The sequence below is a fragment of the Mucilaginibacter sp. genome (genome assembly GCF_025362475.1).
Taxonomy (GTDB): Bacteria; Bacteroidota; Bacteroidia; order Sphingobacteriales; family Sphingobacteriaceae; genus Mucilaginibacter.
This window is the reverse complement of sequence record NZ_JANYGH010000058.1, coordinates 271,547-298,280: the sequence shown is the minus strand read 5'-3', so window position 1 is coordinate 298,280 and position 26,734 is coordinate 271,547. Positions and strand designations below refer to the sequence as shown.

The 26,734-nt window shown below is 41.4% G+C and carries 27 protein-coding genes; 17 read left to right on the top strand and 10 right to left on the bottom strand.

Features of this window, described 5'->3' with window-relative positions; genetic code table 11:
* Positions 1-171 precede the first annotated feature (171 nt).
* Entirely contained in the window at positions 172-1,638 is a 1,467-nt protein-coding gene (locus Q0R88_RS19940) for a hypothetical protein (protein WP_295719555.1), read from the bottom strand.
* Between the two features lie 349 nt (positions 1,639-1,987).
* Between Q0R88_RS19940 and Q0R88_RS19935 the strand changes: the two genes are divergently transcribed.
* Positions 1,988-2,161, top strand: coding sequence for a hypothetical protein (locus Q0R88_RS19935; RefSeq protein WP_295719554.1), 174 nt, complete (start codon positions 1,988-1,990; stop codon positions 2,159-2,161).
* Positions 2,162-2,194: 33 nt separating this feature from the next.
* On the opposite strand, the gene Q0R88_RS19930 is transcribed toward Q0R88_RS19935, so the two are convergent.
* Positions 2,195-2,914: an RNA pseudouridine synthase gene (locus tag Q0R88_RS19930; protein ID WP_295719552.1), complete on the bottom strand. Its 720-nt coding sequence runs from the start codon at positions 2,912-2,914 to the stop codon at positions 2,195-2,197.
* A gap of 162 nt (positions 2,915-3,076) precedes the next feature.
* On the opposite strand from Q0R88_RS19930, the gene Q0R88_RS19925 reads away from it, so the two are divergent.
* The 5 genes from Q0R88_RS19925 to Q0R88_RS19905 all read left to right on the top strand — a co-directional run bounded on the left by Q0R88_RS19925 (position 3,077) and on the right by Q0R88_RS19905 (position 7,338).
* Positions 3,077-3,550, top strand: coding sequence for a hypothetical protein (locus Q0R88_RS19925; RefSeq protein WP_295719550.1), 474 nt, complete (start codon positions 3,077-3,079; stop codon positions 3,548-3,550).
* A gap of 238 nt (positions 3,551-3,788) precedes the next feature.
* The gene (locus Q0R88_RS19920) at positions 3,789-4,844 is read left to right on the top strand and encodes a UDP-glucose--hexose-1-phosphate uridylyltransferase (RefSeq protein ID WP_295719547.1); all 1,056 of its coding nucleotides are present in this window, start codon (positions 3,789-3,791) and stop codon (positions 4,842-4,844) included.
* Between the two features lie 42 nt (positions 4,845-4,886).
* Positions 4,887-6,050: an aldose epimerase family protein gene (locus tag Q0R88_RS19915; RefSeq protein WP_295719545.1), complete on the top strand. Its 1,164-nt coding sequence runs from the start codon at positions 4,887-4,889 to the stop codon at positions 6,048-6,050.
* 124 nt (positions 6,051-6,174) lie between these two features.
* Positions 6,175-6,525 carry a DUF6717 family protein gene (locus tag Q0R88_RS19910; protein WP_295719543.1) on the top strand — a complete coding sequence of 117 codons (351 nt, stop codon included), beginning with the start codon at positions 6,175-6,177 and terminating at the stop codon, positions 6,523-6,525.
* Positions 6,526-6,894: 369 nt separating this feature from the next.
* Positions 6,895-7,338: a KTSC domain-containing protein gene (locus Q0R88_RS19905; protein WP_295719540.1), complete on the top strand. Its 444-nt coding sequence runs from the start codon at positions 6,895-6,897 to the stop codon at positions 7,336-7,338.
* Here the strand turns inward: Q0R88_RS19905 and Q0R88_RS19900 are convergent, their stop codons facing one another.
* Both Q0R88_RS19900 and Q0R88_RS19895 read right to left on the bottom strand, forming a co-directional pair.
* Positions 7,339-7,926 carry a nucleotidyltransferase family protein gene (locus tag Q0R88_RS19900; RefSeq protein WP_295719538.1) on the bottom strand — a complete coding sequence of 196 codons (588 nt, stop codon included), beginning with the start codon at positions 7,924-7,926 and terminating at the stop codon, positions 7,339-7,341. It lies immediately after the preceding gene.
* A 19-nt stretch (positions 7,927-7,945) separates the two neighbouring features.
* Entirely contained in the window at positions 7,946-9,097 is a 1,152-nt protein-coding gene (locus Q0R88_RS19895) for an XdhC/CoxI family protein (RefSeq protein WP_295719536.1), read from the bottom strand.
* A gap of 173 nt (positions 9,098-9,270) precedes the next feature.
* On the opposite strand from Q0R88_RS19895, the gene moaA reads away from it, so the two are divergent.
* The 5 genes from moaA (at position 9,271) to Q0R88_RS19870 (ending at position 14,376) form a co-directional block, all read left to right on the top strand.
* Positions 9,271-10,260 carry a GTP 3',8-cyclase MoaA gene (gene moaA / locus Q0R88_RS19890; protein WP_295719534.1) on the top strand — a complete coding sequence of 330 codons (990 nt, stop codon included), beginning with the start codon at positions 9,271-9,273 and terminating at the stop codon, positions 10,258-10,260.
* Positions 10,261-10,359: 99 nt separating this feature from the next.
* The gene (locus tag Q0R88_RS19885; RefSeq protein ID WP_295719532.1) at positions 10,360-11,556 is read left to right on the top strand and encodes a molybdopterin molybdotransferase MoeA; all 1,197 of its coding nucleotides are present in this window, start codon (positions 10,360-10,362) and stop codon (positions 11,554-11,556) included.
* A 120-nt stretch (positions 11,557-11,676) separates the two neighbouring features.
* Positions 11,677-12,147 (top strand): cyclic pyranopterin monophosphate synthase MoaC, encoded by a 471-nt coding sequence (gene moaC / locus Q0R88_RS19880; RefSeq protein WP_366087642.1) that lies wholly within the window; start codon positions 11,677-11,679, stop codon positions 12,145-12,147.
* A complete protein-coding gene (locus Q0R88_RS19875; protein ID WP_295719528.1) occupies positions 12,128-13,312 on the top strand; it encodes an NTP transferase domain-containing protein in 1,185 nt (394 codons plus the stop codon). Before moaC ends, Q0R88_RS19875 begins: the two co-directional genes overlap by 20 nt.
* On the top strand, positions 13,312-14,376 hold the full coding sequence (locus Q0R88_RS19870) for a HesA/MoeB/ThiF family protein (RefSeq protein WP_295719527.1): 1,065 nt from the start codon (positions 13,312-13,314) through the stop codon (positions 14,374-14,376). Before Q0R88_RS19875 ends, Q0R88_RS19870 begins: the two co-directional genes overlap by 1 nt.
* 125 nt (positions 14,377-14,501) lie before the next feature.
* Here the strand turns inward: Q0R88_RS19870 and Q0R88_RS19865 are convergent, their stop codons facing one another.
* The 3 genes from Q0R88_RS19865 to Q0R88_RS19855 form a co-directional block, all read right to left on the bottom strand.
* Complete coding sequence (locus Q0R88_RS19865) at positions 14,502-14,924, bottom strand: molybdenum cofactor biosynthesis protein MoaE (RefSeq protein WP_295719526.1); 423 nt, start codon at positions 14,922-14,924, stop codon at positions 14,502-14,504.
* 5 nt (positions 14,925-14,929) lie between these two features.
* The gene (locus Q0R88_RS19860) at positions 14,930-15,358 is read right to left on the bottom strand and encodes a GNAT family N-acetyltransferase (RefSeq protein ID WP_295719523.1); all 429 of its coding nucleotides are present in this window, start codon (positions 15,356-15,358) and stop codon (positions 14,930-14,932) included.
* Between the two features lie 144 nt (positions 15,359-15,502).
* Entirely contained in the window at positions 15,503-15,745 is a 243-nt protein-coding gene (locus tag Q0R88_RS19855) for a MoaD/ThiS family protein (protein ID WP_090649787.1), read from the bottom strand.
* Positions 15,746-15,867: 122 nt separating this feature from the next.
* Here Q0R88_RS19855 and fdhD point away from each other — a divergent pair, with 122 nt between their 5' ends.
* From fdhD to Q0R88_RS19840, 3 genes are read left to right on the top strand one after another with little or no spacing between them, the layout of a single operon-like run.
* Complete coding sequence (gene fdhD / locus Q0R88_RS19850; protein ID WP_295719518.1) at positions 15,868-16,734, top strand: formate dehydrogenase accessory sulfurtransferase FdhD; 867 nt, start codon at positions 15,868-15,870, stop codon at positions 16,732-16,734.
* Positions 16,718-17,131: a hypothetical protein gene (locus tag Q0R88_RS19845; protein WP_295719516.1), complete on the top strand. Its 414-nt coding sequence runs from the start codon at positions 16,718-16,720 to the stop codon at positions 17,129-17,131. The genes fdhD and Q0R88_RS19845 overlap by 17 nt, the downstream gene beginning before the upstream one ends.
* Entirely contained in the window at positions 17,070-19,397 is a 2,328-nt protein-coding gene (locus Q0R88_RS19840) for an FdhF/YdeP family oxidoreductase (RefSeq protein ID WP_295719514.1), read from the top strand. The genes Q0R88_RS19845 and Q0R88_RS19840 overlap by 62 nt, the downstream gene beginning before the upstream one ends.
* A 12-nt stretch (positions 19,398-19,409) precedes the next feature.
* Here Q0R88_RS19840 and Q0R88_RS19835 read toward each other — a convergent pair whose 3' ends face one another.
* From Q0R88_RS19835 to Q0R88_RS19825, 3 genes are all read right to left on the bottom strand, one after another.
* Positions 19,410-20,651 (bottom strand): arsenic transporter, encoded by a 1,242-nt coding sequence (locus Q0R88_RS19835; RefSeq protein ID WP_295719513.1) that lies wholly within the window; start codon positions 20,649-20,651, stop codon positions 19,410-19,412.
* Between the two features lie 382 nt (positions 20,652-21,033).
* Entirely contained in the window at positions 21,034-21,654 is a 621-nt protein-coding gene (locus Q0R88_RS19830) for an outer membrane beta-barrel protein (protein WP_295719511.1), read from the bottom strand.
* Positions 21,655-21,680: 26 nt separating this feature from the next.
* A complete protein-coding gene (locus tag Q0R88_RS19825) occupies positions 21,681-22,493 on the bottom strand; it encodes a sterol desaturase family protein (RefSeq protein WP_295719510.1) in 813 nt (270 codons plus the stop codon).
* Positions 22,494-22,955: 462 nt separating this feature from the next.
* Here Q0R88_RS19825 and Q0R88_RS19820 point away from each other — a divergent pair, with 462 nt between their 5' ends.
* The 3 genes from Q0R88_RS19820 (at position 22,956) to Q0R88_RS19810 (ending at position 26,719) form a co-directional block, all read left to right on the top strand.
* A complete protein-coding gene (locus tag Q0R88_RS19820) occupies positions 22,956-23,270 on the top strand; it encodes a hypothetical protein (RefSeq protein ID WP_295719508.1) in 315 nt (104 codons plus the stop codon).
* Positions 23,271-23,282: 12 nt separating this feature from the next.
* Positions 23,283-23,804, top strand: coding sequence for an O-acetyl-ADP-ribose deacetylase (locus Q0R88_RS19815; RefSeq protein WP_295719506.1), 522 nt, complete (start codon positions 23,283-23,285; stop codon positions 23,802-23,804).
* Between the two features lie 77 nt (positions 23,805-23,881).
* Positions 23,882-26,719 (top strand): hypothetical protein, encoded by a 2,838-nt coding sequence (locus Q0R88_RS19810; protein ID WP_295719504.1) that lies wholly within the window; start codon positions 23,882-23,884, stop codon positions 26,717-26,719.
* Positions 26,720-26,734: the final 15 nt, after the last annotated feature.

Genomic DNA, 26,734 nt, shown 5'->3' with positions numbered 1-26,734 from the left:
CACTATTAATTAACTACAAATACATAATAATTAACCCGATAAATGGCTTTTTTAGCAATTTTATATTTTTGTATTTCTTAAATCGTGGTTTTTTACGAAAAGTGTAAAGTATTGGCCATTTAAGCCAAAAAGGGCTGTTTATGCGGATAGAACTATTCTTTTTTTAGTTAATTAATCCTTTTCACTTAGCTTTTGAGATACGTTTTTTAGATTTTTATCCAACTCTTCGGCCGAATACAATAAATACTTGCGTGTTTTAAGCAATTCTTCTTTTGTTTCACTATCCTTCATCAAATCAAGCAGGCCTAAGATATTTGACAGGTGGTTACGTACCTCATGGGAGTTTATAGAAGCCAGTTCCTGTTTTTTTGCTGCAAATAGCAATTGCTCGTAATCTCTTTTCTGTCGGCTGTTGCGGTAAAATATAGCAACAACTATAACTGCTAAAACTGCCAGTGCAATAGCAAATAGCATCCATAAGCGCTCCCGCTCATATTTGAGTAGGTTTACATAATAGAGGCTTTGCACTTCATTGATTTTTATCTGGGAGGATTTATCACCTACCTGCAATAGGTTGTTGATGTTTTGTTTTAATTCTCCCAATGCCAGTTTAAAGTTGTAGGCGGCAAGCTTTTCGTCGTTTTTAAGCTCGGCTATTTGGCCAAGTACTTCATATAGGTGGTATTTTATTTCGGGATGGTTTTTTTGAGATGGTTTAGCCAGTTGCTTTTCGGTCATGTATTGGGCCGAATCTATTTGTCCGTTACTATAATAGGCATCAGCAAGCATTTGCTCCTCCAGGTCGCTTTTTACATAAAGGCTATCTTTTAATAATGTATTAATTTTCTTTATGGCGCCTTTATAGTTGTGTTTTAATAAATCAAGATAGTAGCTGGTACGTTTTTGATAGGTATGTAATTTGTACGTTCGGTTTTTGGGACCAAATAGTTTTTCATGACAAAGCCTTAAAGAATCGTAATTTCTGGTCCTGAAATAGTTCTCGGCTTTATTATACGTTATCAGACTCAAAGCGTTAAGGCGATTGATCTTGTTTTCGTCAATAATGCGTTGCGCCTGGTTAAGGTAGGATAGCGACTGGCCGTAAAGACCACTCTTATAATATATATCAGATATATTGACATCTAACAATGCCTCTAAATAAGGATCATTTAATTTTTTTACTTCATTCTTTGCCAGCCCATAGCTTGATACTGCTCCAATGGAATTTCCTTCGTCGGTTTGTAAAAAGGCGAGATGGGTAAAATAATCAAAAAGAAGCAGGTGGTCGCTGCTTTTGTGTGCCTCATCTATGGCTTTTATTAAGGCGTTTTGTGATTCCTGGAGGTTTTCAAGCCGTCTCTGATATATACTTTCCATAAAGTATGATATTGATTCCCTGTGCTCGAAATTATATTTCGTAAAAGTATCGGTGATGGCTTTCTTTTTAGCATCAAGTTGATCCAGCGGTGAGTTTTGAAAAAAAGTTTTAATGTACATGATTACTTTTCTTTCCCGTTTCTCCTGATCCTTCAGTAAAATGTAATCAGCCAGGCTGTCTTTTTTAACAGAGGGCTGGGCAAAAGTCGCTTTAAATGAGCACAGTAATAAGATTATTATAGCAAGACTAATTTTTTTCAAAGTGGAAGCAATTTAGGATAAAAATACACTCGCCGGTGATAAAACCAAACATATAATAAAAATTAACGGGTTAGTTATCAAATATTTACAATAATATGCAACAATATTTAATTTGTGTTTGCAACACCAAGTATAGCGCAATTAAGTTTGAGAGAAAAATATTAATTAAGCTTTTTACTGGTATCTACCTCAAAATCAGCGCAAATGAATTAATTCGATTAACTATAATTTAATATTGCTTATCGGTTGGTTAAAACTATCCCCGTGGTTATCTTTTTTTTCGTAATATTTGATTGAGGCGTTTATTATAATTACTATTGTACTAAATACTATCCGTTTTTTTAAAATTATGAAAAAATTTACATTTCTATTAATGGCAGTTATTGCCACAGGCTACTTTTCCTGCAAAAAAGACAATGCAGCTCCTGCTCCTTCAAAAACTACAATTAAGAAGGAATTATCTCTAAAGAGAGATACAATTACTGAAAGGTTAACTGTCAGGAAAGACACAATTACTGAGTAGTAGCAAAACAAAGCGGATAAAATTATGGGGAAACTAACTATCAAATTTCTCCAGTAGTTTTAAAAGTGTTTCAAAATCCTTGGGATAGGGGGCATGTATAGTGACCTCTGTCTCAGGATTAATTTTAAATGTTACCTCGTAAGCGTGCAGAGCAAAGCGTTTCATAATCGGTAACTCCTCCTGATCCTTACCTAAACGGTATTTCCTTTTTATTTTGGATAGAAAAACAGGCTCGCCTTTGTACATTTCGTCCCCGGCTATTGAAGCCCTTTGAGTTGCCAGGTGTATCCTTATCTGGTGCATGCGGCCGGTTACCGGGCGGCATTCTACTAATGTATAGTGTTTAAAATATTTTAATGACTGAAACCAGGTTTCAGCACGTTTGCCTTCTTGGCGACTAATGGTCACATTGCCTTTGCCCACATTTAATATAGGCAGATCTATCAGTAAATTATCAAAAGTATGAGTGCCATCAATAATAGCATGGTATACTTTTTTTACCTGCCGTTTTTCAAACTGCATGCTCACCATCCGGTAAGCTTCGGGATTTTTAGCGATGATCAAAGCGCCGGAAGTCTCCTTATCTAAACGGTGACAAATCTGGGCATCTTCCCAATAGCCTTTTGCCAACCTTAGTAAATTTACCTCGCCTCCTTCGCGTTCATCAAGCGAACTTAAAAAAGGAGGCTTGTTAACTACAATCACATCATCATTCTCAAACAGTATCAGATCGGCAAACTTCGGAAATTTCATATTTTATATATAGCCGGCAAAAGTACGGTTTATAATTTAAACAGTTATCACAGTATCAGCTTATTGAATCATCATTTGTTAATTCACTGTAAAACAAAGTTTAATTATAACGGTTATTATTAAATAACAAATTAATATTTACCTTTTATCTATAAAAACATCATGAGTACCAACGCAACCAAACCTGAAGAAAAGGGATTTTTTGAAAAGGTTAAAGAAACTATAGAAAGTCTTTGGGATGGCACCAAAGACACAGCAGAGGATGTAAAAGAAGCAGCCGAGGAGAAACTGGAAGATTTGAAAGAGAAAGTAATCTCAAAAAAAGCGACGGCCAGCAAAAAGGTTTCAGATGAAAAAGCATCAATAACAGCAAAAGTTACCGCAACTGCTGATAAGGCTAAGGTAGCGGCTACCGACTTGAAAACTAAAGCTGCCGAAAAAGCTAAGGCAATTGTTCAGGAAGCTAAAACTGAAACTGCAATAGCTAAAAAAGCAGCAGCTGATGTTAAAGCGAAAGCAGAAACCAAAGCAAAAGCTATTACTGCCAAAGCAGAAGCCGACATTAAAGGCGCTAAAAAAGCAGTGGCAGCCAAAGCTGCAACCGCCGTTAAGAAAAAGACCAGTACAACTAAATAAGCTTTGTTAATTATATATAAGGAAAAGCGTTGGATGAACATTCGACGCTTTTTTTATTGGTAAGTAATCTTTTGCTTACTTAGCTTTTTGATGTGTTCTTAGCATTTAACAGGTGCAGGCAGAAGATTTTTTCAACTTTTTTATTTTAAATGTAAGGTTTACATTTATTTTTTTACTTTTGAAACGTAAAGGGTACAAACCAATTACCCGTGGCCAATAAAACCTGTACAAAAATACAATGGACAATAACAGTTTTGATCTGAAAGAGCATCCGCATAGCCGTTTAAATATTTTAACCGGTGACTGGATTTTAGTATCGCCTCATCGTACCAAACGCCCATGGCAGGGTAAGGTGGAGGCAACGCAAGCCGATGAAAGACCTCAGTATGATGCGCAATGTTACCTTTGCCCCACAAACAAACGGGCCGATGGTAGTGAAAATCCCGATTACAAAGCAAGCTTTGTTTTTACAAACGACTATTCGTCATTATTGCTGAACACACCAGATGGTGGTTTAAATGATGACGAGTTATTAGTGGCTAATAGCCAAAAGGGAATTTGCAGGGTTATCAGTTTTTCGCCCAGGCATGATCTTACTTTGCCGCAGATGGAAACAGCCGCGATCAGGAAGGTTGTTGATGTTTGGCAATCTGAATTTGAGGATCTTTCATCATACCCATGGATAAAACACATCCAGATATTTGAAAACAAAGGTGATATTATGGGCTGTAGCAATCCGCACCCACACGGCCAGATCTGGGCTCAAAATAGTATCCCTGTAGAGGTAGCTAAAGAAACCCAGCAGCAGAAAAATCATTTCGAACAAAAAGGCCGCAGCCTGCTTGGCGATTATATTGCATTGGAACTAAAACGCCAGGAACGCGTTATTTTCGAAAATGAACACTTTGTGATATTAGTTCCTTTTTGGGCGGTTTGGCCTTATGAAACCATGATAGTAAGCAAAAGGCACATTACCAGCATTGTTTATTTTACGGATGAGGAAAAAACAGCCCTTGCTGATGCTATTAAAAGACTAACGGTTAGGTATGATAATATGTTTGAAACATCATTTCCGTACTCTGCCGGGATGCATCAATCGCCGGTAAATATGGGCGAACACCCTTACTGGCATTGGCACATGCATTTTTATCCGCCTTTGTTACGATCTGCAACGGTAAAAAAATTCATGGTTGGTTACGAAATGCTGGCTAATCCTCAACGTGATATCACAGCTGAGTATGCCGCCGAGAGATTAAGGAATTTGAGTGAAGTGCATTATAAGGTTAAAGGATAAGCAAAAAATACTAATTTTAAACCAACCATAAAAAACCTACTTATGAATCATTTATTTAAAAATCTATCATTAATAATGTTGCCGGCCTGTTTATCTTTGGCCGCCTGTAATCAAACTTCAACCCAAAAGAAAACAAACGACATGACGGATAGTACCAAAACCACCGCTGCAGCATTTGAAAAAACAATCGATGGAAAACAAACCCACTTATATACCCTTAAAAACAAAAATGGGATAACTGCCACTTTCACCAATTATGGTGGTCGTATAGTTAGTTTATTAGTGCCCGATAAAACAGGTAAGCTTACTGATGTTGTTTTGGGATTTGAGAGTGTGGATGGTTTTGTAAATTCAACCGAGCCTTATTATGGTGCAACTATTGGCCGTTATGGTAACCGTATTGCCAAAGGCCATTTTAAGTTAGATGGTAAGGATTATCAATCATCTATCAACAATCCGCCAAATACCCTGCATGGCGGTAAAAATGGTTACCAGAGTGTAGTTTGGGATGCCAAACAGATTGATTCATCAACATTGGAACTTAGTTACTTGTCTAAAGATATGGAAGAAGGTTTTCCCGGCAACTTAACTGTAAAAGTTATATACAGCTTAACTGATAATAATGAGTTTAAATGCGTTTACGAAGCGCATACTGATAAAAATACTGTAGTTAACCTAACTAATCACGCGTTTTTTAACCTTAATGGCGAAGGCAGCGGTACCATATTAAACCACCTGGTACAGGTTAATGCTGATAACTATATTCCCGTTGATGCGGGTTTGATCCCTACCGGGAAAATTGAAAGTGTAAAAGGCACCCCGTTTGATTTCACCAGCGCCGAAACTATTGGCAAAAGGATAAATGATAATAACGAGCAGTTGAAAAATGGCAAAGGTTATGATCATAACTATGTACTGAACAAACACGATATTACAACTCCGATAGCTACAGTAATTGGCGATAAAAGCGGTATAAAAATGGAAGTATATACCGAGGAGCCAGGTTTACAGTTTTACAGCGGTAACTTTATGCAAGCCAAAAATGCCATGAAACGCGGTTTAAAAGATGAGTTCCGTACCTCATTTGCTATGGAAACCCAGCATTATCCAGATTCGCCAAACCAACCTCAATTTCCATCAACCGAATTGAAGACTGGCGAAACTTACAAAACACAATCACTATACAAGTTTTCGGTAGTTAAATAAGCTGATAGCTTTTTAGATCTTAAAAAGGTTCTGCCGTTGGGTGGAACCTTTTTTGTTTTACTGTGAGTCGGATTGAACATAAAAAAAATTTGTTTTTCAACCCCTATTAATTAATTTTATCCCCATGTCCCAAACCTCCTACAAATTTATCAAAGAACCCACCAACAGATGGTACATCGATATCCCCGACTGGCAAGGCCAACATGCCGACCTGGAAATGGTGGAGGGCGCAGATACTATGCTCGACTATGTTGGTAGTGGGAGCAATGAGGTTGAACTTTTATTGGCTGAAGAATCTTTTGATGGAGCAGACACGCTTCAACTGATCCACGATTATTCGCAGCAAATAGGTGGTGGCATCTACCTGTTAAAAGAATACAACGGCGAAATATTGAATCAGGAAATGTGGCTGTGCGAAGTGACTGAATATGTATTTGGGAAACTACCCTCCATGATCTATTTCAGGAAAGTTTGATTTTATATGTCACTCCTTGTGTTTTTTGTTGATTAATGTAGCTTTAAAACAGCAGGATAAATAACATTTTCTATTAAGGGGGAATCTCAACTTGTTTGTTTAAATAGTAGAGACGCATATTTGCGTCTCCAACTGTACAGAGACGATAGGGGAGCTGTTGAATTTGCAAGCAGGAAACGCAATTGTGCACTTCTCCCGGCAGCATTAATGTAACCTAAATATTAACCTCAAAACAAGTTAAAATCATTTCGCAACGCAGCCTATAAATTATTATTTTAAAAGTGTATCTTTGCGCCATTATTTTCTTGAAAACAAAGCACTTAATTTTTACGCTTTCTGCTTCAACGACAATAAAATTAAATTAATAGCATGAAAAAAATTGTCGACTACAGGAAACTTTTGGGCGTAAACGAAGCTGCCGAACTACAGGAATTAAAAACCAACTACCGCAACATGATGAAAACCTGGCATCCGGATAAATTCCAGGATGAAAGCAGGATTGAGGCTGAGGAGAAAAGTAAAACCATCATCGAAGCATACCACTTTTTGGTAAGTATTGCGCCAGAAACCCGCGGTCAATCGTTAAACGAATACACGCTTACAACTTCTTCATCAAATATTGCTGATTTTGAATATAAATCGCAGGTGTTAAAAATTACTTTTTTAGATGGCAATGCCTATGAATACTTTGATGTACCTAAGGCAGTTTATATAAAACTGATTAATGCCGATTCGCCTGGAAGGTTTGCCCGTAGGCATATCTATAACGAGTACGTTTACAGAAGCGTAAATAAACTGGTGGCTACAGCGTAGTTACCGGTTATTTAATCGTTCATAATCTTCAATAGTATCGATATCAATAGCTCCCAGGGCAAAAGGTACCGATACTACATCTTCGGGATATGAATTGATCAGTTTTTTTGCTCCTTCATTCCCTGTTAAACTTTTAAGGTGAGGGAAATATTTTTCATCAAATAAAGCAGGCACACCAAAAGTGCTTTTGTATTCGCACGCTACAATACCACTATCGTTTTCTGTTTTTCGTTCGGTTAGCTGGTAAATAAGTAAGGGGTCTACAAATGGCTGGTCGCATAACATTAACAAAACTGATGTTGTTAAGGGTTCAAGCCTTTGAAGTTCTGATATCCCTAATCTGATAGATGAGGCCATACCTTCCTGCCATTGGGGGTTGTAAACGATATTCACCTGTTGGTCAGATATATGGGGTCTTATCTCGTCTTCGTTGGCTCCCAGTACTACCAGTACCGATTCACAGCTGGCAGAAGTGATTGCAGTTTGGATAGCTCGCTGCAGTAAAGTTTTCCCCTGGTAGATAAGGTTCTGTTTAGGCGATCCAAAGCGGCTTGAAGAGCCCGCAGCGAGTATAATTATCCCGGTCATTGGCTTAATTGGTTATCGGTTATAGCATAGGCTGCCGTATAATTTGTTCCGGTTCGCGGTTATGGATATTGGTTTTGTAACGTAACGATGTACCTGCTCTTTTCTTTAAAACTGCCTGCATTTCGGCAATGATGGATAGCGCAATTTCATCAGCATTTTCTGACCCAATATCTAAACCTGCCGGTCCAAATACGCTTTCTAATTGTTCTGAAGTAATTTTTACGCCTTCATCGGCAAACTCATCCAGCATTCTTTGCAAGCGTTTTTTTGGTCCCAATATCCCTATGTAAGAGATGCTGAGCGATAGCAGCTGCTTTAATACGCACTGATCGTAATTATAGTTGTGTGTCATCAGCATAATTACAGTACGTTCATCAATAATAATCTGTGGCAACACGTTTTCTGGTTTTGATATGATAATCTTTTCCGCAAGCGGAAACCTTTCAGGAATGGCGTAGTTTGACCGGCCATCAACCATATATATCAGCCAGCCCAGTGTAGCCGCTATTTGTACTAATGGTATAGCATCATTACCTGCGCCAAATATCACTAATGAAACCGCAGGTTGCATCAATTCAATAAAGCAGGTGAACTTATCGCCATATAAATAAGTTTTGGTTACCGAGTTGCCGTTTACCAGTACATTTTTTGCATCCGTAAGTAATGCATCTTTAATCTCATCGTCAGGAAACTCTCCAATTATCCGTTCATCCTTATTAAGCAGTAAACAGGTGCCGGGTTGTGCTGCCTGTTTGTTGTTCATGGTAAAAAGGGTAACGAGCACAACAGGCTCGCGTTTGCTCAAAAACAACTTAAAAAGGTTGATCGGGTTATCCTGTTTTTTGGAAAAAATAGGTTCAATCAAAATATGGATAATGCCGTTACAGCCCAGGCCCACACCCAATTTAGCATCATCATCGTCGGTAGTATCATAAGTAACCAGCATAGGCTTGTTTTGGGCCATTACCAGGCGGGCTTTGCGCAGGGCATCGCCTTCAAGGCAACCACCACTTATGGCTCCGGTAAGCTGCCCATCCTCAGTGATCAGCATACGGGCGCCGGCCCGGCGGTATGAGGAGCCTTCCACGTGCACAACCGTGGCCAATGCTGTTTGTAAGCCAATTTTATCTGCCTTATCAAAGGCGTTCACGATGTCTTTTAATTCTTTCACGTAGTAAATTCGATAATATTCTTGAATAGACTAATATTCTCAATTCTAAGCTATAAAAAGTACATTTAAACCACAATGGTCAAATTTGTAATTTTTATTTTTACAGTAACGATCATTAAACTTAAAAACCTCAAATTTGTTAATTAAATTGTATACATCGTAAATTTTATAAATTGCTGATAGATAATCACGGCCGAAAGATCAATTACCTTCGCCTTGCGGTGACGGACAGGTGCAATTTGCGCTGTTTTTATTGTATGCCCGAGGATGGCCTTAACTGGCTGTCGCGTAAGGAACTGATGAGTTACGAGGAAATGCTGCAAAGCTGTGCCCTTTTAGTAAAAATGGGTATTCAAAAAATCCGTATTACCGGTGGCGAGCCCTTTGTACGTAAAGATATCATGACTTTGCTCAGCTCTATTTCACAACTGGATGGTTTACAGGATCTCAGTATCACTACAAATGGAGTATTAACGGCACCTTACGTACCCGAACTTAAAAAAATAGGTGTACGCTCTGTAAACCTAAGTTTGGATACACTGGATGCCAATCGCTTTTTTGCCATTACCCGCCGCGACGAGTTTGCCAATGTAATGGCAGGTTTGGATGCATTGCTGCAACATGATATGGAGGTGAAAATAAATGCTGTGGTAATGGATGGTAAAAACACACAGGATATTATTCCGTTGGTTGAAATGACCAAAGATTTGCCCGTAAGTGTAAGATTTATAGAAGAGATGCCCTTTAATGGCGACGGACACGTGTACACTGGTTTACAGTGGGATTATGTACGGATCCTGGATGAGATCAAAACCAAATATCCACAGATCCAAAAACTGACAGATCCGGCTTATTCCACATCATATAATTATCAAATACCGGGTCATAAAGGTACAATTGGAATTATTGCAGCTTATTCGCGTACGTTTTGCGGCACCTGCAACCGAATCCGGATTACCCCACAAGGCGAATTGAAAACCTGTTTATATGATGATGGGGGTTTGAATATTAAGGATTTGATGCGGGCTGGTACCAGCGATGATGACTTGCAAACTGTTTTGCTAAACGCATTTGGAAACCGCGCTAAAGATGGCTGGGAGGCCGAAAAACTGCGCGTAATACACCCGGGGCTCCATGAATCAATGGCCTCTATTGGCGGATAGTAAGCTGAAAGCTGATGCAATGACGGTTTTTATATTTATACACTTCGAAGATTAAGGAAAACGCTTTAGGCTTTCTGCCTTTAGCTTTTAACTAAAACTATGACAACTGTTGAACAAGCCGAAAAACTAATACTTGCCCAAATAAAGAGCTATGGTGAAGAAACCATACCCTTTGAACTGGCATTAGGTAAAGTACTGGCCGAACATATAACAGCAGATCGTGATCTGCCTCCTTTTAACCGGGTAACCATGGATGGTATTGCCATAAATTACCAGGCCATTGAAAAGGATATCAGTACTTTCCATATCAAGGCAACCCAAGCTGCGGGCGATGAACCAATAGAAATTACTGAGTTAAACGAGTGCGTCGAGATTATGACCGGGGCGGTATTGCCTGCATCGGTCAATACAATTATCCGGTACGAGGATGTAGAGATCAGGGCAGGGTTGGCCAGTATTCATGGCCCGGAGATTAGGCAAGGCCAAAACATTCATATCCGGGGCGCTGATAAAAAGCAGGGTGAAGTATTGGCAGTATCGGGCCAATTGGTTTCTCCGGCAATCATCAGCCTGGCTGCATCAGTTGGTAAAACCCATCTACTGGTGAAAAAAATGCCTAAAGTGGTTATTATTTCATCGGGTGATGAACTGGTTGATGTACATGAAACACCATCGCCATACCAGATCCGCAAATCCAATAGCTATACTGTAAAAGCAGTTTTGCAACAACAGGGGCTCCAGCCAGATATTTTGCATATTCCGGATGATCCCGAAATTACGAAGGCACAGATACAGCAATGCCTGCAAAATTATGATGTGCTGCTGCTAAGTGGAGGTATTTCTATGGGGAAGTTTGATTACATTCCACAGGCACTGGAGGATCTGCAGGTAGAAAAAACTTTTCATAAAGTAGCGCAACGCCCTGGTAAGCCGTTTTGGTTTGGTACATACCAGGGCAAAGTACTGGTCTTTGCATTTCCAGGCAACCCGGTGGCCACATTTATGTGCCTGCACCGTTATTTTTTAACATGGTTGAGGGCAACTTTAGGCTTGCCGCAACAACCGCCTGTTTATGCGGTAATAGATAAGGATTTTCGGTTTCAGCCGGCTTTGCAGTACTATTTGCAGGTAAAATTGAACAGTAATATTCAAGGGCAGTTAATAGCTTCGCCGGTAGAAGGAAATGGTTCAGGTGATTTTGCTAACTTAGCAGATACCGAAGCATTTTTAGAATTACCTATGGAAAGGGAAGATTTTAAAAGGGGAGAGGTGTTTAGGATATGGAGATTTGTCTGAACCGGAATTTCAGGAATTTATAGAATTTCCTGAAATATTTCCGCAAACATAAATTACCATTGGCAAAGCAATTCTTAAATTCTAAAAATTCGTTTAATTCGAGTTCAGATAAAATTGAATATGTTAACCCATATAGATAAACAAGGCAACCCATCAATGGTTGATGTATCTGCAAAGCAGGTTACTCATCGCACGGCTACAGCGCGTAGTATTGTTGTTTTGCCGGATGAAGTGCTGCAACATTTAATCGATGGCGATCTGATCAGCAAAAAAGGTCCTGTTTTTCAAACGGCGATCATTGCAGGTATCATGGCCGCAAAAAAAACCGGCGAGCTGATACCGCTTTGCCATCCTTTGGGCATGGATAACTGCCAGGTTACTATACAGGTAAACGAACAGCAGGAAATAGTGATAGAGTGCACAGCAAGCATTACCGCTAAAACGGGTATTGAAATGGAAGCCCTGGTTGGCGCATCAGTAGCGGCACTCACCGTATACGATATGTGCAAGGCCATGAGCCACGATATTGTGATAAAAGAAACCAAACTGATAGCAAAAACAGGAGGTAAACGTGATTTTAAACGAGCATAGCCCCGAAGGCAAACATAAAAAACACGCCCAATTGGCAAGGCCATCCACAGGGAATTTTGGCAGAAATGAATGGGCAATTGTTGGCGCCCCATGTACAGTAATAAAGTTATTGGCCGATGATATCATAACAGTTTTATCGGCAACCTATAATTGCGCTTATGCCGATACAACTCACAACGATGATGTTGTACAGATGCCGGGCAGGCTTGCGAGCAGGGCTATATTAGATTATACCAACCAGGTAAATTATCAGCAGTTCAACTTTCAAAACCCGCTGATGCCCTACCAGCTTAAGCAGCAATTTGCCAATGCCGACCTGGTATTGGTAAACGGTAACCACCAGCAGGCCAATGCGCAGGTTGTTATTATCGATATTAATAAAAAGGCATCCCTGCAAAAACGGGTTGAACAATTAACCAACGTAAAATTGTTTTTATTAGCCGATAATAGCGACGATCTGTTTGATTTTATAAAGGAGGCCATTTCAAACTGGCAACAGATCCCCATTTACAAATTATCGGACAGGGAAAAGATAATCGCTTTTTTTGAAACCAATTTGCAACAGGCCCAGCCCGTACTAAACGGATTGGTTTTGGCCGGAGGGCAAAGCCTCCGCATGGGTTTTGATAAGGGCAATGTAAATTGGCATGGTAAGCCACAGCGCTACCACATGGCCGATATGTTAAAGCCTTATTGTAACGAAGTTTTTATCTCCTGCAGGCCCGGCCAGCAAACAGAGATAGATGATCAATATCTATCTTTACAAGATACCTTTACCGGGCTTGGTCCTTTTGGGGCAATATTATCGGCATTTAGGGAAAGGCCTGATAGCGCCTGGCTGGTAATTGCCTGCGACTTGCCTTTGATGGATGAGGGCACTTTGCGTAACCTGGTAGCGTGGCGAAACAGTTCGTCTGTTGCAACAGCCTACCACAGCCCGGTAACTGATTTTCCCGAACCGCTTATTGCTATTTGGGAGCCGAAAAGTTATCCTGTGTTATTGTCGTTTTTAGCGCAGGGATATTCTTGTCCGCGCAAGGTACTTATCAATACAGATATCACACTATTGAACGCGCCCGAGCCTGAGGCATTAACTAATGTGAATACGCCGGAGGAACTGGAAAGAATAAAACGGGTTATACACCAAAAAACAGCCACAAACTAATGGACACCAACGATCTGAGATATAGTTGCCAAATAGCATTACCAGGATTCGGCGATGCTATACAAGAACTTTTACAGCAGGCAAAAGTACTGATAGTAGGCGCGGGGGGCCTTGGCTGCCCGGCAGCACAATACCTTACATCAACAGGAGTGGGTACAATAGGCATAGCCGATTTTGATGTAGTATCGGTGAGTAACCTGCATCGCCAGATTTTGTATACTCCAGACGACGTGGGGAAGGAAAAAGTTATGCTTGCCTGCGAACGCTTGCAAAAGCAAAACCCGGGTGTAAAACTGGTGCCGCACAGAGAAAAGATCACTTCAGATAACGTTTTGGGAATTGTAAGCCAATATGATATTGTGGTTGATGGTACCGATAACTTCGAGACCCGGTATTTACTAAATGATGCCTGTGTTTTAAGCGGCAAGCCATTAGTTTATGGCGCTATTTACCAGTTTGAAGGCCAGGTAGCAGTATGGAATGTAACGAATAAGGATGGACAAAGATCGCCCAATTACCGTGACCTTTTCCCGCAGGTAGATGCTACCCAGATTCCTAATTGTACCGAGGGTGGGGTAATTCCTACACTGGCAGGTATTATTGGCAGCATGCAGGCTAACGAAGTGATCAAATACATCACCAATACAGGTGAGCTGCTTGCCGGCAAAATATTGATCTTTGATGCGCAAAGCATGCAAAGTCGTATTATTAAAATAGGTTCGGTTACCAAAACCCATATCAGGTGCTTAGCTACTACGGTTACTTTTCCAACCATATCTGCGCAAGAACTCAAAAAGCGCATGCAGGAAGATGATACTCTTGAACTAATTGATGTACGTACAATTCAGGAACGTGATGCCTATGATATCGGGGGTACCCATATTCCTTTAGACGAGCTGGAAGAGGATATGCCCTACTTCACCAGCACCAATACAAAAGTATTATACTGCTCAACCGGTAACAGAAGCGCTGAAGCGGTGAAGCTGATTCTGAAAAGAATACCCGAGGCAGATGTGTTATCGCTGGAGGGTGGGTTGACAAGCTATAATGGGATTATTGAGTAATTGAATTAACATGAATTACACGAATTTTTTCGAATTGCACTAATCCAGCATAATTAAAAATGGATTAACCTTTTTAGGTTTAGAGTTTAGGATTTGAAGTTTAGGATTTAGAGTTTTAAATTCCCCTAAGGATGTGCTGCTACCCAAACCTCGCCATCTTCAAAAGCTTCTTTTTTCCAGATAGGAACAGTTTGCTTAAGGGTATCAATAATATAGCGGCAGGCTTCAAAAGCGGCATCCCGGTGTGCGGCGGATACGGCAATGATCACAGGTATTTCGCCAACCTGTAATGTACCCGTACGGTGATGGATTAAAACTTTCTGCACGGGCCATTTTTCAAAGGCTTGTTTGGCGATCTTTTCCATTTCGCTAAAAGCCATGGGCTCATAAGCTTCAAAATCAAGTTTTAAAACGGCTTTACCTTTGGTGGCATTGCGCACAGTGCCAATAAATACATCTATCCCACCAGATTCTGGCGACATGATCCAATCAATGCATGTTTGTGTATCCAGAGTTTCTGTCGAAAGTAATATTTGTATGTTGTTCATAGCACCTAATCAATTAATGATTTGAAAAAATATTTTGGCGATTCATGGTAACCCTGGCGTTCATAAAAACGATGTGCGCCAACCCTGCGCAAGTGGCAGTGCACTTCTATCCGGTCGCACTTTTTCTCTCTTGCCAAATTGGTAAAATGTTCTTCCAATAATTTGCCAACTCCTTTATCGCGCGCATCTTCATCTACAGCAAAACAGCTTATCCTCGCAAAACTGCCTTTAACTGCCAGTTGTGTTAAAAAATCAAAGGCTATAACCCCTACAACCTTATCCTTTAAAACATACACCAGTACATCAGACCATGGCTGACTTAACATCTGCACCAGGTTTTCAGGTAAAAAAGCTTCTGTTCCCGGATAGCCCAGTTGTGTCAGCAGGTTTGATATGGAAGGCTGATCATCCAGCGTGGCTTTTCTGATGCCCATTTTTTTAGGATAAATGATTAAGAGAGCCAGGAACAAGGATCATGGTTTTTATATTATTGTATGTTTAAACGAAAAGGAAAATAAGTCCTTAATCCTTGATCCAGAAATCCTTTGTCCTTGATCCAAAAATCCTTTGTCCAATGATTAGCCTCCGCTTACCGGTGGTATAATGGCAATCTCGTCGCGTTCATGAATAGTATCTCCGGGTAGGGCATATTCGTTATTTACGGCAACCATGTATGATGCAAGCTGTTTAAGGCGCGGATATTGCTGCTCAAGTACATATTTTAAATTGTAAATAGTGGCATCATTGGTTAATTCCAGACTAACCAACGAACTTCCGAATATTTCCTTTGTTACTCCAAAAGCAAGTACATTGATCTTCATATCTCAAAATTAGGCCAAAAAAGGCATAAATGCATATGTGAAAGTAAATTTATTAGATGCAAACAGCTCCTTTTGGAGGCTTTGAGTCCAAACAACTTGCCGGCTAAATTGTATATTTGAGTATGGCCTGTAAAACCACATACCAAATACCTATTGTTAAAGTTGCTGGTGTAACCAGTATTCAAACAACAGATGCACTTGCTATTGAGGAACCTCTGGAGATCAGGCTGGAGTATGGACAGGAGGGGCAAAGACAGGTTCAAAATATTTCGGTCACCATGCGTACGCCGGGGCACGACGCCGAGTTGGCAACAGGTTTTTTATTTACAGAAGGCATTATCAAAAATGCAGATGATATTGCATCAACTATCCACACCTTTATTGCCTGTGCCGAAAACAAGGAAAACGTGATCCAGGTAAGCCTAAATCCAGGTGTTGTACCTCAGCTGCAAAATACAGAACGTAATTTTTACACCACATCAAGCTGCGGCGTATGTGGTAAAGGATCTATAGATGCTATCAGGACAGTAAGTAGTTTTGAGCCGCATGCAGATCATGACACCGTAATTCCTGATATTTTATGCCAGTTGCCAGTGATATTACAAAGACATCAGCGCGTTTTTGCAGATACGGGTGGCTTGCATGCCTCGGCTTTATTTACCCCACAGGGCGAACTATTATTGCTGCGCGAGGATGTAGGCAGGCACAACGCGCTTGATAAATTAATAGGCGCCGCCCTCGGTTATGGTTGGCTTCCGTTACAGCAAACCGTATTGCTTTTAAGCGGCAGGGCAAGTTTTGAGCTGGTGCAAAAAGCCGCCATGGCGGGTATTAATATTATTGCTGCAATAGGCGCGCCGTCAAGCCTGGCTGTTCAGCTGGCCGAAGAATTTAACATTACCCTGGTAGGGTTTCTGCGTAATGAGCATTTTAATATTTACACCGCGGCGCACCGCGTATTGATATCAAACTATGAAAATACGTATTAAAGGCAACTCATTAAGATATCGGCTTACTAAAAGCGATGTTTCACAACTGGCTGAGGAAGGCCATTTGCAGGAGGAAGTTGACTTTGGGAGCCAACAACTATACTATGCCATTAAACTGGTTGATGATGATCATATATCATCTATATTCAGGGAGAATACCATTATCCTGTTTGTGCCTAAGCAGGTGATCAAAGAGTTTGCTGATACCGATAAAATAGGGTTTGAAGGCAAACATGGCAATCTGCATTTATTAATTGAGAAAGATTTTACCTGCCTGGATAGTGTGGCCGAAGATCAGAGTGATAATTACCCCAACCCTTTAGCCGACAAAAAGTATGAGCAAGAAAGACAAGAAACAGCCAGCGGCGGAGAACCCGGAGAGACTGCTCGACCTTAAAGTCACTGAACCAAAAACATGGGCAGCCGGCATTCCTGCTGTAACTGTTGCCATGGTTGATATATTAAAAGAATCGGGCTTTGTGCGTGGCATGGAAGGCCTTTTCAAAATGAACAAAAAGGATGGCTTTGATTGTTCTGGCTGTGCCTGGCCCGATCCCGATGACGATAGGTCGCCCGTTGCCGAGTATTGCGAAAACGGGGCGAAAGCCCTCGCGGAAGAAGCCACCACTAAAAAGCTCACTGCTGAATTTTTTGCCCAAAATTCGGTTGCCGATCTGGCTAAACTGAATGACTATGAGATAGGTAAAAAAGGCCGGATAGCACAACCGATGTATCTTCCAAAAGGTGCTACACATTATGAACCTATTGGCTGGGATGATGCATTTAAAAAAATTGCCGATAAGCTGAACAGTCTTGCATCGCCGGATCAAGCAGCGTTTTATACATCGGGGCGCACCAGTAATGAGGCATCGTTCATCTACCAATTGTTTATTCGCGAGTATGGAACCAACAACATGCCCGATTGCTCAAACATGTGCCATGAATCAACCAGCTTTGGTTTGTCAGAAGCTATCGGTATTGGTAAGGGAACAGTTACCCTTAACGATTTTTATGATACCGATGTCATTATCATCATAGGGCAAAACCCGGGTACCAATCATCCCCGGATGCTTACTGCCCTGGAAAAGGCTAAACACAACGGCTCAAAGATCATAGCTGTAAACCCACTTCACGAAGCCGGGCTAATGGGTTTTAAAAATCCACAAACTGTAAAAGGCTTTATCGGAATAACAACTCAACTGGCCGATCTTTATCTGCAGGTAAAGATCAATGGCGATATGGCCCTGCTTAAGGGAATTGAAAAGCTGCTATACAAAGCCGAGCTGGAAAACCCCGGCAAGGTGTTTGATCATGAATTTATAAGGAACAATACCGAAGGCTATACGGCCTTCCTTAACCATTTAAACCAGTTTGATCTGGATAACCTGGCAGATGAAAGTGGTATACCCTTAGCGCAGATGGAGCAGGCTGCCGATATGTTGAAGGATAAAACCCGCATCATTATTTGCTGGGCCATGGGCGTTACGCAGCATAAAAACGGGGTAGATACTGTAAAAGAGATTGTTAACCTGGCGCTGTTAAAGGGCGCTATTGGTAAACCAGGCGGCGGCCTTTGCCCGGTGCGTGGGCACAGCAATGTACAGGGCAACCGTACCATGATGATATTTGATAAGCCCACTCCCCAGCAGCTGGATAAGCTTAAAGAGGTTTTTGGCTTTGAGCCGCCACGTCAGCATGGGTACGATGTGGTTGAATCAATACAAGCCATGCATGAGGGTAAGCTTAAAGTTTTCTTTGCCATGGGTGGTAACTTTCTTTCGGCTACGCCGGATACCACTTACACAGCTGATGCCATGCGCAAACTCGAAATGTCTGTCCATGTATCAACCAAGCTAAATCGCAGCCATTTGGTGCACGGCGATGAAGCTTTGATATTGCCAACGCTTTCACGCAGCGATAAGGACATGGTTGGGGGCGAGGCGCAGTTTGTGAGCTGTGAAAACTCGATGGGGGTAGTCCAGATGTCGAAAGGCATATTGGAACCCATTTCTAAAGATCTGCTGAACGAGAACCACATTGTATGTCGCCTGGCCAAAGCTACTTTGGGCAGCCGGTCGGTGGTTAACTGGGATACCTATGCCAATAGTTATGACGCCGTGCGTGATGCCATTGCCAAAGTTATCCCCGGTTTTGAAAACTATAACCAAAAAGTGCGCGTTCCCGCGGGTTTTTATCTGCCAAACGGACCGCGAACAGGTAAGTTTAACAGTAAGGAATTTGGTGATAAAGTGGGCTTTAATATTGCCGGCTTGCCCGAACACGTGATGGCTGCCGATGAATACCGCATGACTACCATTCGCAGTCACGACCAGTTTAATACTACCATTTATGGATTGAATGACCGTTACCGTGGCGTCCACAATGAGCGGCGGGTGATTTTTATGAATGAACGGGATATAGCCAAAGCCGGTTTCAAAGCAGGCTCACGTGTAGATCTATATAATAACTTTGGCGGGGTTGAACGAGTGGCACGGCTATTTGTGATAGTGCCCTACAACATTCCCGAAGGCAACACCGCTACTTATTATCCCGAAGCCAACGTACTGATCCCGATTGACAGTGTGGCCGAAAAAAGTAATACGCCCACATCAAAACTGGTATTTATCACTATCAAAAAACACAAAGTAGTTTACTCTTTTTAAAATTGATTTTTGCTATATCCAAAGCGCGCCTATTGCAAAGAACAATGCAACAGTCATGATCAATGCGCCAAGTTTTAAAAATGTCCAGAAGGTTATGTTTAGCCCTTCGCGGCGCAGGGCAACTAACCACAAGATGGTGGCCAGCGATCCGGTAATGGAAAGGTTTGGCCCCAGGTCAACACCGATAAGGATTGCGCTTTTTACAAGCTCAGGTAAATTGCCCTGTACAGCAGTTCCTGCTATAAGGCCCGCCGGCAGGTTATTCATGAGGTTGCAGGCAACAGCGGTAATTATACCGCTGCCCCAGGCCGTACCGGTTACTGAATTTGCCGCGCTTTGATGTAGCAGGTCTGTTAGTGTTTGTGTGATACCTGTTTTATTGAGCGCTTCAACAATTATAAACAAACCAGCTACAAGCGGAAGTACCGCCCATGATACCCCCTTGATCACTATCAACGGATTTTTGCGGGCACTAATAATAACTATTGCCGAAGTCAATATCCCAGTAATGGCAGTAGGCAAACCCAGCTGAATATCAAATGCCGAAGAAACCAGTAAAATGACGGCTGTTGCCGCAATGCCTATAATAGCCGTTTTACCGCCAGTAGATAGCGTAGGTATAGCTATATCGGTTGCTATTTTTTCCTTCAGGGCAGCCCTTTGCGTAAAACGGAGCATAAAATAGGTAGCAACAATGGCAAAAAATGAAGGTAAAGCATATTGATGCAACCAATGCAGCAAGGGCGGCATGTGGCGGCCATATATCACCAGGTTGGCCGGGTTGGATATAGGTATTACAAAAGAGGCCGCATTAGCAATAAAAGCACAGATAAGCAGGTAGGGAAGAGGTTTATTAACCCTGGCCGCCTTGGCGGCCGCGGCTACGGCGGGGGTAAGTACAACAGCCGTGGCATCGTTTGATAAAAAGGTGGTAACTACAACACCTACGATATAAATCAATAAAAAAAGCCGGTTTGCAGATCCTTTGGCCATCCTGGTGGCATGTGCTGCCAGCCAATCAAACAGTTTTTCTTCTCGTGCGGTTTCGGCAAGCAGCATCATGCCGGTTAAAAACAGGTACACATCAGTGCCTCTGCCAATGCCGGTTAATCCATCCGAAAAGGGAATCAGCCCCAAAACAAGCAATAGCACCGCGCCCGCAAGGGCCCAAACAGCTTCGGGTATTTTAAATGGCCTTATAATAACGCCTGCTATAGCCAAAAAGGAAATTATCCAGATGTAAATATGACTCATATTGTTTTCAAAGATGTTATAATTTAGCCAGCTACAGGAAAAGTTTCTGCATAAAAAATCAACATTAAGCAGCATATACGTTTTATTTTTGTCTCCTTAGGGTCTCTCGCAGAGGATCCTAAGGCCGTTTGCAAAGTATAAGACTATGCAATTGGACCTGCATGGTTCCTCAGGGTCCTCTATCGAGAGACCCTGAGGGGACGAAATGGTATTTACGTTTCTTTGTCTCCTTAGGGTCTCTCGCAGAGGACCCTAAGGCCGTTTGCAAAGTATTAGACTATGCAATTGGACCTGCATGGTTCCTCAGGGTCCTCTATCGAGAGACCCTGAGGGGACGAAATGGTATTTACGTTTTAAATAAGAGGCAAGTGCTTACGGTTTTTTAAAATAACGTTGTTGTAAAGCCCAGGCTAAGATTTAAGCTTTGCGGGTTTAGCAACCTGTAATTACCGCGTGGAGACAGGTAAAAGTAAGATGGCTCAATTGTTAATGCAAAATGCTCGGCCAGGTAATACTCCGCGCCTGCAGTAATTTTAAATGATAAATGCCTGCGGCTTACCTGCTCTACAGTAATTGTTTCTGTGTTAAAATTTACCTTGTCGTAATTATTGATACCTAAGCCGGGTTGCAAAAGGCCAAATAATTTAAAAATGCCCGCCTTGTGGCGATATCCTAAACCGAGAGAAAAAATAGAGGAAGACAGTTTACCCGTGTTAACATTAGTGGGGGAGTTTAAATAAACTTCCTGGTAATGGTTGGTTATCGCATCATAATTAAATCTGATAAATAGGGCATTGCCATCAACCGGCCTAAACTCCAGCGCTGTTGTAAGCATAAAACCTTTTTTTAAATTTAATTTTTGATCATCAACATGAGGGAAACTTAAACCTAACTGGCCTGGAAAATAGAATTTTGACATGATACTATTTTGCCCGTAACTCTTGCTACAATTGATTATCAACAACAAAAAAACAAAATAAATTAGCGGTTGCGATAACTTCATCTTATTGGGATATACTTAACCGCGCGTTACATACGCTTCAGTTTTTGAAAAGGGATTTTAAGTACGTTTATAAACCTGCTATTGGTAGATGGCTCCATATGGGTATCTATCCCAAATACTGTTTCCTGGGGTTCCAGTTCGGCATAGGTGCCGAAAATGCGATCCCAAATACTTAAAACATCGCCGTAATTACAATCGGTATAGGGTAATTTATAATGATGGTGAACCTGGTGTATGTTGGGCGTAATAAAAATTAACCCAACAATATTGTTAATATGCCTCGGCAGCCTGAATGTGGTATGCGCCACAATGTTTGAAAATGTTTGTACCGTTTGCCGCAGAACAAGAACGGTAGCTACCGGGCCAAGTAAAAACACCCAAAGCATTAAAAAGCTGGTTCTTACAAACGTTTCACCCGGGTGTTCCCTTACCGTGGTTGATACATCCACCTTTAAATCACTATGATGTACAAGATGGAATTTCCAGAGAAAATCAAACTTATGCATAATTACGTGATAGGTATATTCACAAAGATCCATCAGGATAAACAGGCTGATATAATATACCCAGGCGTTTTTATGAAACGGTAAATAATTAATTAATCCCCAATGATGCTGATGGGTCCAAACAGTTATCAGCAATACTAAACTGATCATGAATAACTGGATGGGCAATGCCGTAACAATAAATAGCAGGTTTACGCGGGTATGTTTAAGCTTTTCGCCAAATAAATTATTGGTAAATACCACTTCGCTACCCCATAAAGAAATAAGGATCATGGCAAAATAAATCAGCTGTACTATATCCTGGTGCTTGGAGATATATGATTGAATCGGCATTTGATATTCCTGGGCTATTGCGTTATAAATTAAAGTTGGGGTTATTAATGTTTGTGAAACAATTAAAACAATATACCACTATGTAACAAACATATATACAAATTCTGAGCGAATGTTGAAGAATTGCCTGTTTGTTAATAATTCTTTAATTTATTTAGGTCTTTAAGTTTACAGAAACCTTCAAGAATAAGCTCTTATAAATCAGTTATGTAATCTGTAATCCTTTTGTCTTCTCAGGGTCTCTCGCAGCGGACCCTGAGGCCGTTTGCAAAGTATAATACTATGCAATTGGACCTGCATGGTTCCTCAGGGTCCTCTGCGAGAGACCCTGAGGGGACGAAAGTTTACAGAGGTCCTTAGAAGCAAGCTCTTATAAATCAGTTATGTAATCTGTAATCCTTCTAAATATCTATCTGCCCAAACAAAATTGACGCATAATGTTTTTATCAATAAAAAAACATTATGTCATTTGATCAATACCACGAACCCGTAAACGAACTATCTGCCGAAACGCGCACTTTTGCCAGGATGATTGTTTCCCTTACCGAAGAAGCAGAAGCCATTAACTGGTACGAGCAACGCATATCTGTTGAAACCGACAAAGATGCTAAAGCCATTATGCAAAATGCCCAGCAGGAGGAATTTAAACATTTTGGTATGGACCTGGAATTTTTACTGCGCAAAAAACCGGTTTGGCGTACCACTTTAAAAGCCATCCTGTTTCAGAAAGGCAATATTGTTGAGCTGGGCTCAAAAGGCGAAGAAGCCGCGGAATAAATTTATTTTACGATGACCGAAGGAAGAATAAAACTGGTACAGGGCGATATCACCAAAATTAAAGCGGACGCCATTGTGAACGCCGCCAACACCTCGTTGTTAGGTGGTGGCGGTGTTGATGGCGCTATACACCGGGCCGGGGGGAAAGCCATATTGGAAGAATGCATCCAGATACGTAACCGGCAGGGCGGCTGCAAAATCGGCGAGGCTGTAATTACTACCGGTGGTAACCTGCCCGCCAGGTATGTGATCCATACGGTTGGGCCGGTTTATAGTAGTGGTGACAAGGGCGAAGATGCTTTACTCGCTTCGGCATATTTAAACAGCTTGAAATTAGCCGCCGAAAATGACCTGGAAACTATTGCTTTTCCCAACATAAGTACGGGTATTTACCACTTCCCTAAAAAAATGGCCGCCGCCATCGCCATAAAAACCGTCCGGGATTTTTTGGCCGATAATGAAAGTATTAAACAGGTAACTTTTGTTTGTTTTGATGATGAGAATTACGGCATATATACAAACTTGCTGAAGTAATGGTTTCTGATAGTAGCTTTGCGCCATGCAATGCCTCTGTTGTTTAAATTACAAATTGTACCTACTTTCATCCCTTGATGAACAAATACCCCTCGGTCTGTAAAATTTCTCAAAAATTACTTCTGCCTTTGTTGCTGTTAACGGCAAGTGTTGCCGGCGCCCAGGTGTTTGGCGGCAACCCGCCATCAATTAAATGGAAACAGGTAAATACCTCGGCAGCTAAAGTTATTTTCCCCGCGGGGATGGATTCTGCCGGGATAAAGGTTGCCAATATTGTACAACAGATGAACGGCCAAGTAAAGCCAACCATTGGCAACAAGCAAAGGCAGATCAGCATCGTTTTGCAAAATCAAACTACTATAGCCAATGCCTATGTAGGGCTGGCGCCTTTCAGGAGTGAGTTTTTTTTAACGCCCGAACAAAATAGTTTTGATATTGGCAGCTTGCCCTGGGTAAATCAACTGGCTATTCACGAGTACAGGCATGTGCAGCAATACAATAATTTTAATGTGGGGTTGTCGCGCTTTCTGCATATCCTTTTTGGCGAGGGCGGGCAGGCTTTGGGGAATGACCTATCTGTACCCAACTGGTTTTTTGAGGGTGATGCCGTATTTAACGAAACCCACGTAAGCCGGCAGGGCAGGGGGCGCTTACCCTACTTTTTTAATGGTTACAGGGCCTTATGGGCTGCAGATAAAAATTACAGCTATATGAAGCTGCGTAATGGTTCATATCGTGATTATGTGCCAGATCATTATCCACTGGGTTATATGCTTGTTTCTTACGGGCGCGAAGAGTATGGTGATAACATCTGGAAGAGCATCACTCATGATGCCGCTGGTTTTTACACGGGCTTTTATCCATTTCAAAGGGCGGTAAAAAAGTATACGGGTACAAGTTTTAAGGCATTTACCAACCTGGCATTTGATAATTTTAAAGCCCGGTTCCAGGATGATTCTCAAAATATAAAAACGCCCAAACACTTTGATGCCGACCGTGAATACCCTGCTTTTGTGAACGACAGTACGCTCATTTATATGAAAAGTAGTTATGACCATATCCCTGCGTTTGTGGTGAAAACAGGCAATGCCGAGCGCAAAATAGCTACGCGCTCCTACTCCCTCGATAATTATTTTGACTACCAGAATGGTAAAATAATTTACGCATCCTACCGTGCTGATATGCGCTGGGGCTACCGCGATTATAGTGAGCTGATGCTGCTGGATGTTAATACCGGCGAGGAGCACCGCATTACCCAAAAAGCAAAATACTTTGCCCCTGCTTTTAGTGCCAATGGTAAAAGTATTGTAACAGTACAGGTTGGTCCATCGGGTGCGAGTCAATTACATATTTTAAGTACCGGCGGGGACTTGCTTAAAGCTGTGCCCAATCCGCAAAAGCTATTTTATACCTATCCAAAGTTTTATAACGATGGTGAGTTGATCTCGGCAGTGAGGGATGTTGAAGGTAAAATGAGTCTGGCCCTTATTAATAAAGAGACAGGTGATGCTAAATATTTATTGCCCTTCACTTTTAAACCCATAGGTTTTATAGCTGTTAAAGGCGACACCGTTTATTTTACAAACGTTGCTGATACACAAGATAGGTTATTTGCTTTGCTCATAAACGCCAATAAGTTTTATGAGTTGCTGCCAACTGCCAACGGTTTACCAATAGGGAGTTATCAGCCCGCAGTATCTGATCATAAAATGGCATGGGTAGGGTTTACCGCGGCAGGTTATAAAATAACGGAAGCAAATAAAAAAGACTTGAAATGGATTGATGCAGGGGATGTATACGCAAACTCGGCCCTGCCCGAGCTTGGCATTAAGGCTTTAAGTAAAGATTCATCGGCCAATATGCTGGCTGCCGTAGTTAATAAACCGTTGCCGGCTACTGGTTATTCCAAAGCGCACGGGCTTTTTAATTTTCACAGCCTGATACCTAATATCAGCGATCCTAATTATTCTTTTGCTATTACGGGCGAGAACGTTTTAAATACCCTCCAGTCTGAAATTTCTTTTAATTACAACAGCAATGAGGGTTATAAACAGTTTGGTTTTGATGCCATATACGGCGCGTTGTTCCCCTATCTATCTGCCGGGGTCGATTATACGTTAGACCGGCGTGGATTTACCAAAGGCAATTATGTTTATTGGAACGAAACCCAGCTGCATGGCGGTTTAGATGTTCCGCTTACATTTTCGGCAGGTAAGCACTTTACCAACCTTACCTTTGGCAGCGATCTGTATTTTAACCGTACGAGCTTTCAGCAGCCATACGCAGCGCAATTTGCCAATAGGAGTTATACTTATTTAAATAATTCTATTTCATTTGGGAACCAAACACAGCGGGCGAAAAAAAATATATACCCCAGTTTTGCACAAAATATCAGTGTAAATTATAAAACGGCTATAGGCGGCACCAGCGCTACGCAGTTATTGGCATCAGGTACGTTCTATTTCCCCGGACTAATAACCAACCACAGTTTTGTGATTAACATTGCGCACCAGCAAAAAGGTAAGGATAATGTGATTAGTTACTCCAATGATTTTCCTTTTAGTAAAGGCTATACCGCGCAAAGTTTAGATGATATGAATAAGTTAGGCCTTGCCTATCATTTCCCTATAGCCTATCCCGATGCGGGTTTTGGCAGTATTGTATACTTGCTGCGCCTGCGTGGGGCCCTGTTTTTTGATTACACCCATGCATCATCTGATGATTTTTACATAGATGGCAGCGGCTTTAAGCAAAACTTTCGCTCAGCAGGAGGCACGTTGTTTTTTGATACCAAATTCTTTAATCAGAATAGTATCTCCTTCGGGATAAGGTACAGCCGCCTATTGGATGAGGACGTTTTTGGAGGAACCGGGCGTAACAGGATAGAACTGGTTTTACCGGTTACGTTTTTTTAGAAGAGAGGAGAGAGT

Bases quoted from the DNA above. Each gene is read 5' to 3' on its own strand.
- Q0R88_RS19865 (WP_295719526.1), bottom strand. From the start codon at position 14,924: ATGAACAACATACAAATATTACTTTCGACAGAAACTCTGGATACACAA.
- Q0R88_RS19885 (WP_295719532.1), top strand. From the start codon at position 10,360: ATGACAACTGTTGAACAAGCCGAAAAACTAATACTTGCCCAAATAAAG.
- Q0R88_RS19840 (WP_295719514.1), top strand. From the start codon at position 17,070: ATGAGCAAGAAAGACAAGAAACAGCCAGCGGCGGAGAACCCGGAGAGA.
- Q0R88_RS19845 (WP_295719516.1), top strand. From the start codon at position 16,718: ATGAAAATACGTATTAAAGGCAACTCATTAAGATATCGGCTTACTAAA.
- Q0R88_RS19900 (WP_295719538.1), bottom strand. From the start codon at position 7,926: ATGACCGGGATAATTATACTCGCTGCGGGCTCTTCAAGCCGCTTTGGA.
- Q0R88_RS19905 (WP_295719540.1), top strand. From the start codon at position 6,895: ATGAAAAAAATTGTCGACTACAGGAAACTTTTGGGCGTAAACGAAGCT.
- Q0R88_RS19815 (WP_295719506.1), top strand. From the start codon at position 23,283: ATGACCGAAGGAAGAATAAAACTGGTACAGGGCGATATCACCAAAATT.
- fdhD (WP_295719518.1), top strand. From the start codon at position 15,868: ATGGCCTGTAAAACCACATACCAAATACCTATTGTTAAAGTTGCTGGT.
- Q0R88_RS19820 (WP_295719508.1), top strand. From the start codon at position 22,956: ATGTCATTTGATCAATACCACGAACCCGTAAACGAACTATCTGCCGAA.
- Q0R88_RS19860 (WP_295719523.1), bottom strand. From the start codon at position 15,358: ATGGGCATCAGAAAAGCCACGCTGGATGATCAGCCTTCCATATCAAAC.
- Q0R88_RS19910 (WP_295719543.1), top strand. From the start codon at position 6,175: ATGTCCCAAACCTCCTACAAATTTATCAAAGAACCCACCAACAGATGG.
- Q0R88_RS19935 (WP_295719554.1), top strand. From the start codon at position 1,988: ATGAAAAAATTTACATTTCTATTAATGGCAGTTATTGCCACAGGCTAC.
- Q0R88_RS19915 (WP_295719545.1), top strand. From the start codon at position 4,887: ATGAATCATTTATTTAAAAATCTATCATTAATAATGTTGCCGGCCTGT.
- Q0R88_RS19830 (WP_295719511.1), bottom strand. From the start codon at position 21,654: ATGAAGTTATCGCAACCGCTAATTTATTTTGTTTTTTTGTTGTTGATA.
- Q0R88_RS19855 (WP_090649787.1), bottom strand. From the start codon at position 15,745: ATGAAGATCAATGTACTTGCTTTTGGAGTAACAAAGGAAATATTCGGA.
- Q0R88_RS19870 (WP_295719527.1), top strand. From the start codon at position 13,312: ATGGACACCAACGATCTGAGATATAGTTGCCAAATAGCATTACCAGGA.
- Q0R88_RS19920 (WP_295719547.1), top strand. From the start codon at position 3,789: ATGGACAATAACAGTTTTGATCTGAAAGAGCATCCGCATAGCCGTTTA.
- moaC (WP_366087642.1), top strand. From the start codon at position 11,677: ATGTTAACCCATATAGATAAACAAGGCAACCCATCAATGGTTGATGTA.
- Q0R88_RS19930 (WP_295719552.1), bottom strand. From the start codon at position 2,914: ATGAAATTTCCGAAGTTTGCCGATCTGATACTGTTTGAGAATGATGAT.
- Q0R88_RS19925 (WP_295719550.1), top strand. From the start codon at position 3,077: ATGAGTACCAACGCAACCAAACCTGAAGAAAAGGGATTTTTTGAAAAG.
- Q0R88_RS19810 (WP_295719504.1), top strand. From the start codon at position 23,882: ATGAACAAATACCCCTCGGTCTGTAAAATTTCTCAAAAATTACTTCTG.
- Q0R88_RS19825 (WP_295719510.1), bottom strand. From the start codon at position 22,493: ATGCCGATTCAATCATATATCTCCAAGCACCAGGATATAGTACAGCTG.
- Q0R88_RS19835 (WP_295719513.1), bottom strand. From the start codon at position 20,651: ATGAGTCATATTTACATCTGGATAATTTCCTTTTTGGCTATAGCAGGC.